We start from the raw sequence: 6,524 nt of genomic DNA, 5'->3' as shown, positions 1-6,524 counted from the left end.
GTTTTTGAAGAGCTTGAACAGGGTCTTTAATGGATGAGTATAAGATAAAAGTTACTCGTCAGGCGAAAGAGCATCTTGCACTTATTCGAGAATATATCGCAACGGAGCTAAAAGAGCCGATAATAGCTAAAAGAATACTCAAGCTGTTGAAGTCGGAAATGATGTCTTTACAGATGATGCCTTATCGTGTGAAGTGTATAGATGAGCAGCCGTAGGGTGAGCTTGGTTTTAGAAAAATACGCGTAAAAAATTATTACGTTTACTTTTGTGTTGATGAGAGTAGAAAAGAAGTTCAAATACTTGCGGTTATTTACGTGAGAAGAGATCAGGCTAAGCAACTGGAACAATTGCAATGTAACGCGTTATCAAGCTAATCTTAAACTTTTTAACGATAGCTTTTCCTATCGTTAAAAAGTGCACCCACTACCCATAGTGTGCACTCAAAAAGTGTAGCTATACTAGGAGTTCTCTCAATCCATGTGGAGACGGTTTGTTTGCTGCCAAAAGTATAGAAGTGAAAAACTTAAAAATCTCGAAATCAAAGAAATCTGGGAGTTAAAGCAGATGATTTTGAATCACGGTATTCTTCTTGTTATTGTTTAATGGGAATCCATCCAGACAGAAATTGTAGTATGGTTGGGTGAAAAAATGAAAACGGGCAGGTGCAATAGATGGGTAGATACAAAAATTTATATATTGAAAAACAATTATTATGCTTTGAAAATACTTGAGAAATGAAAATTGATAAACGTTGGCAACATAATACGGAGTATTCATATGAGTAAAAAATACAATGATGTGAGAATAAATTCAATTGAAAGAAATATAAAGAATAATGCTTTAGACTATTTGGATCATATTAATAAAAATAAAAATGAGGAAGAAGTATTAAAAGTTTTAAAATATTCTGGTTATTTTGTTACAGATAGAAACGAAAAATTATTTAGTAACGATACTAAACGTATAATAAAAAATTGGGTTAAAGATAACCTTTCAGATAATAGTTATAAGAACTTTAGACGATTATCTAAAGAGGGTGATAAACTAAATAAAAAAAGAAATCAAATAGAAAAAGATATATTAAAACTCAGACAGATGAATTGTTCATCTTTAAACTGGGTGGAAAGATTTAATGACGAAATATCTAAAAATTTAGATGAATTAAGTAAAACTTCATCTGAGTATGAGCAAGAACAATATTTAGTTTCTAGCGAAAATATCATTTTAGGATTAGGAACATTGCTTAGAGATGGATTTAAAAATAACAAGTCGACGTGTTTTCAAAATACTGATGATAAAAATTCAAATGATATCCTAGTTTTAATTCAGTTACTCAATTTAGTAAATGATATAATTGTTAATTGGATGTTCGGAGATGTGGAAGTAAATACTGGATTATTTAATAAATTATATATTAGAGAAAATCATGGAATAATTACGGATAGAATATTTTCATTTTTAGAGTACTATAATTTAAATAATGCTAAAAATTTGAAAGATTTTGATAATAAAAATGACATAATTAAATATTCGAATTCCTTTAGAGAAAAATTAAAAGAATTCTTTTATAGCGAAGACTTAACTGAAGAATACCTAGACATAAAACTGGAAAGATGGGTTTCCATCTACACTTATTTCTATAAACTAGCTATTAATGAGAAAAACGTACTAAAAATAGAAATAGAAAAATTAAAAAATGATTTACTTCAAAATAAATTTAGTGAGGCTGAAATAAAGGTTATTTTTAAGCATCTGGTATTTGGTCAAAGCAAAAATGATTTATTCTCATCATTTTTAATTGAATACAACAATTTTATACTTTTACTTCCGTCATTAATAAAAATGATTGAACCACTAAAAAGCGTAATGGTTCTTTTTACTAATGATAATGATAATGAAATATCGAAAAAGGGTTCAAAATATGAAGAAAACATATATAATTTATTATTGAGATACAATCTTAGTGCAATTAAGAATGTTAAAACAAGTAGTAATGGCGAGAGTTATGAATTAGATATTTTACTATATATAGATAATACACTGTTTGTCATTGAGTGCAAAACGCAATTTCAGCATGATAATGTAAGAGGATATTGTCGCAATATTCAGGAATTAGACTATTACATTGAGAAATTCAAACGTAATTTAAAATATTTTACCGAGAATGAAAATGGTAAGAAAAGCATTAATTCAAGACTTAAGGCTATTAATTGCAATATAGATAATGTAAATGTAGTCCCGATTTTATTAACAAATATTTCTTACTCTTTTGTTGAAAGAGAGAGAGTATATATTTTAAATGATACAAAGTTATACAATTTTATAACTGCCAATCAGCCCGTGGTACATTATTTTGATAATAAAAATAAGGAATATTTCCGAATAGGGATGTTATCTCCAGAATTGTTTAGAAATAAAAAAGCAAATACATTTATTGATTTTCTCAGAAATAACAATAATTATGAAATTAGCCCATGTTGTGCAATAGAAAAAATTTTTTTAAAAGAGAAAATTTTTAAAAGATATAAATTGTATATTACACGGCAAAATTTCAACAAAGACACATATGATAGAAGAATAGAAAGGTACTGTAAACAAGAAGATGAATTTAATAGTATAAAATAATTTACTTGAATAGTTCTTAAGATATATTTTCACAAACAGACTCAGATTCATTAAAACATGTCTCAAAAAGTATTCTATGTATGGGACATTATAATCTGATACTATTTAACGATAACCTTATGCTATCGTTAAATAGTTTAGTCGATATGTTCCAACATACAGACAGGTTCACTTGACATACTTAGCGTTCACTTGTTTCATGTTGAGACTGTCGTATTGATGTAAAAAGTGGATTAGCAGCTGTTGTTGCGCGCTTGGATTTTGTACGTTCTCTGTTAAGTTTTGTATCAATTTCTTTTGAAGCAGTTATTTTCACATAATTATGTGTGCATGGGCTAAAAAATGCCATGTTACGATTCGTAACGCTTGTGTTCTCGTTCGTTCCTTTGCTATTCATAGGTTGCTCGTTAGTATGTAATTACGCAGTGCGGTTATTAATTGCATTACGAGCAAAACAAATAATCGTTAAGAACGAAAACTCATAGCCAATGAAAGGAGTTATACGATGTTGTTAGGAGAAAAAATCAGAAATGCGCGCGTGGAAGCGGGTTTAACTCAGGAAGAACTTGCTGAAATGATTATGGTTTCGCGTGCTGCGGTAGCGAAGTGGGAAGGTGGTCGCGGTCTGCCGGATGTTGCAAATTTGAAGGTGATTGCGGATGCACTGGGCGTTACTGTCGACTATTTGCTGGATAAAGACAATGCTATTGATTTGTCAATCATTAAGAAGCCTATTGATTTAGCGAAGTATGGTCTTAATGCAAAATTAGGTGTTCGTAAGAAAATCAAAATAAAGGAACAAATTATTCGCGATGAATATCCAGACGCCGAAATTATTATGCTCACGGTGACGAAGTTTATTCCAAATTCGTCTAAAAAGTTTATGGACAATTTTATCGGGTGTATTACTACTTTGTTCGGTGATATTCCTTTGTTTGATACGTTTGCATTCGGTAAGGCGGTAGAAAGTATTGGCAGTGAACAGTATTACTTAGTGAATAAAAAAGAAAAGCAATTTTTTGTGCTGATAACGGATGAGCATATTATTAGCAGAATGATGCGAGTAAAGTTCACCGATAAGAAGATGTGTGTTGGGGATAAGGAATTTACGCAAGTTGGTAAGTTGCGTGATAAGTAAGAATCGGTAGTTGGTTGGAAATTGGTCAGAATATAGCGTTGATACAAAAGATGTAACTTTATAAATCCTGCATTTTAAGCAGTTTTATAAACATTTTATATTTGAAAAAGATGAAGAAGGATACGTCAAAGCAGGTCGGCAATGCTATTGCGGTGGATGTTTTAATGTCGATTATTAAAGTGTTACTGTAGATTAGTGTAATGAATACTCTAAAGATTATATAATAACAACAAAAAGATTTTTTACATAGTATTAGACTCCGTATACTATTTTAAAGGAAACGAATAAAATGAAGAAAATAAAGAAAATATTTTTTGGAATCGTTTCAGTTGTTATTATTTTAGTAGTTTTAGTTTTTAGTCTTAGGATGTATAACGACTATAAGTATAAAGATACCAATGCTTTAAATTTTCCTGAATATTATAAGGATGTTACTAATATAAGTCTCTACCCTACAGATATTGATGGAGTTGATGTAACGTATGTAGATGAGGGTCGAATGCAAGGATTTAGATTTCTGCCTAAAGAAAAATCCCATAAGGGTCTTGTAGTTTGTTTTGGAGGTTCTGAAGGAAGTCCAAATTTTGAAAATGCTAAGATATTAGCAAAAGAAGGTTATGAAACCTTTGCTCTATTTATGTTTGGTATGAAAAATCAAGCACAGACTTTAACAAAAATTCCCTTAGAACAATTTGAAGACGTTATTAATTATATAAATAAAAATATAAAAGACAATAAACCGATAAGTGTTTTGGGGGCGTCAAAAGGGGCAGAATATGCACTTAATTTGGCTTACAAATATCCTGAAATAGATAATCTGATTTTAATATCGCCTTCGTCTTATAATTTTGCGGGTCTAGATTTTAACGATTATGGTTCATCATGGACATATAAAGAAGAGCAGCTTCCATATATAGATATAAAACAATCATCATTTAGCTCATTTCTAAAGAATATTATTGTTCCAACTATAATTAAAAGTCCTATTAGTTATAAAGAAACTTATGAAAGTGCAATAGAACAAGACTCCTCGAGCCAAGAAAAACTAATACCAATCAAAAATGTTAAGGCAAATATATTATTGATAGCAGGCGAAGATGATTTGATGTGGGATAGCTTGGCCATGGCGAAAAAAATAAAAGACCAAAACCCTCATGCAAAGATTTATTCTTATAAAGGAGCAGGACATATATTTGCAGGCAATGGTGTTTTAAATCTAGGCAGAATTAGAATTGCAACAGGTGGAACAATTGAAGGCAATGATAAAGCAAAAAGTGAATCAAGAAAGACTATCGATGCTTTCTTAAAAGAAAATCATAAATAGATAATTACTTATGTGTTCAAAAATGATAAAAATGTAGTATTAAAGAAGTGGAATTATGTACCGACCCCCAAAAGTTAGACCAAAATCTAACGATTGGGAGGTCGGTACACTATGAGATTGTTTTATTTTTCGATGATAAGATAAAGCCCCTTACCATGCGTGGTAAATATTATTGTTAGCCGGAAGAAATAGGTGTGCTGCAAGAAGGTGTAAGCTACATCTGCGAATATGATGTAATAAGGATGGGGAATATAATCCGTTTGAGAAAAAATAAAATTAAAAAACTCTTTTTTCGGAATTTGTGAAATACTTGGTAAGGACGCAAACTTCATCAGCCGACTTTCGATGAAGAATGCCGACCGGGGGAAAAGACGATGATCGTGCGTCTGCGTTTGCGTCTGCGTTTATCGAAACCGTAAAGCCTGCATGCTTAAAGGAGTAAATAAAATGAGTCTAAATTATAAAATTGCGTCAGGAATAGTGAGACTATTACATGTCAAAAAAATGTTTTTAAAGAACAAAGAAGAGATGCTTGAGTATGCAAAGGGAGAAAATGCAAAGGAAGTATTTGATTTAGACAAGGCAATGGAAAGGGCAAAGAGAAAAAAATATTATCTTTGCGACAGAGAGGTTATGGGATACAGGCTGATTTCATATCAGAAAAATGAAAATTATGCCGATGGGGCGGTTCTCTATCTCTTCGGCGGAGGAATGATTACACAACCGAACGAGTTGGATTTTTCTTTGGCAGAAAGAATCATGGAAAACACAGGTAAAGATGTTTGGTTATTATTTTATCCTCTTTGCTCAGAGGATATAAAGGTGGATAAAACCTATGAAGTTTGTTTTGCAACCTATGCGTTAATGACAGAAACTTATAAGGCGGAAAATATCAGCGTACTTGGATTTTCCTCAGGTGCCTGCCTATCTATCGGAATTTTTTTACATAATAATGCTTTAGGCAGACCCCTTAACATGCCCGGTACAATTATTTCAGTTTCTCCGGGCGGAATTCCCGATGTAAGTCTTGAAAAAAATAAGGGGATATGGAAAAGATTACATGAACTTAACCATAAAGACATAATGATTGAACCTACCTATATTAAAACTGCAAGAGAAATTTTAAAGGGGGCCGAAGATTTACCGGAATATATGTTAGACGGAACGGTAGGAGATTTTACCGGCTTTCCGAAAACATATTTTTATTACGGCGAAAATGAATGCCTCTACGCCTTTGCAGAAGAATTTAGAAAAGCAATGGAAAAATACCATGTCCCCTATGAAATCATTGTAGGTAAAGGAATGTGTCACTGCTACCCTATGACGAGGTTTTTTAGAGAAGGCAGAGAGGCGCAGGATCACATTATTGAATTATTGAAATCTTAATCTAAAGACGAAGAAGAGGAATTTGGAGATGCGAGAAGTTTGGAGATGCGA

Annotated in this window: 5 protein-coding genes; all 5 read left to right on the top strand. The window is 31.8% G+C overall.

Translation table 11 applies throughout. From position 1 onward, the window contains the following. Window positions 1-29: 29 nt before the first annotated feature. The 5 genes from HMPREF3190_RS07650 (at window position 30) to HMPREF3190_RS04700 (ending at window position 6,473) form a co-directional block, all read left to right on the top strand. On the top strand, window positions 30-215 hold the full coding sequence (locus tag HMPREF3190_RS07650) for a hypothetical protein (protein WP_449676233.1): 186 nt from the start codon (window positions 30-32) through the stop codon (window positions 213-215). 562 nt (window positions 216-777) lie between these two features. Continuing rightward, on the top strand, window positions 778-2,625 hold the full coding sequence (locus HMPREF3190_RS04720) for a hypothetical protein (RefSeq protein ID WP_449676231.1): 1,848 nt from the start codon (window positions 778-780) through the stop codon (window positions 2,623-2,625). Between the two features lie 505 nt (window positions 2,626-3,130). Continuing rightward, entirely contained in the window at window positions 3,131-3,763 is a 633-nt protein-coding gene (locus tag HMPREF3190_RS04710) for a helix-turn-helix domain-containing protein (RefSeq protein ID WP_066780866.1), read from the top strand. A gap of 289 nt (window positions 3,764-4,052) precedes the next feature. Then, window positions 4,053-5,087 carry an alpha/beta fold hydrolase gene (locus HMPREF3190_RS04705; RefSeq protein ID WP_449676229.1) on the top strand — a complete coding sequence of 345 codons (1,035 nt, stop codon included), beginning with the start codon at window positions 4,053-4,055 and terminating at the stop codon, window positions 5,085-5,087. A gap of 447 nt (window positions 5,088-5,534) precedes the next feature. After that, window positions 5,535-6,473, top strand: coding sequence for an alpha/beta hydrolase (locus HMPREF3190_RS04700; protein WP_066780864.1), 939 nt, complete (start codon window positions 5,535-5,537; stop codon window positions 6,471-6,473). The last annotated feature ends 51 nt before the right edge of the window (window positions 6,474-6,524 follow it).

It is taken from the genome of Umbribacter vaginalis, assembly GCA_001552935.1.
Classification (GTDB): Bacteria; Actinomycetota; Coriobacteriia; order Coriobacteriales; family Eggerthellaceae; genus Berryella; species Berryella vaginalis.
The sequence above is the reverse complement of the archived record's forward strand: the minus strand, read 5'-3'. Positions and strand labels throughout refer to the sequence as shown.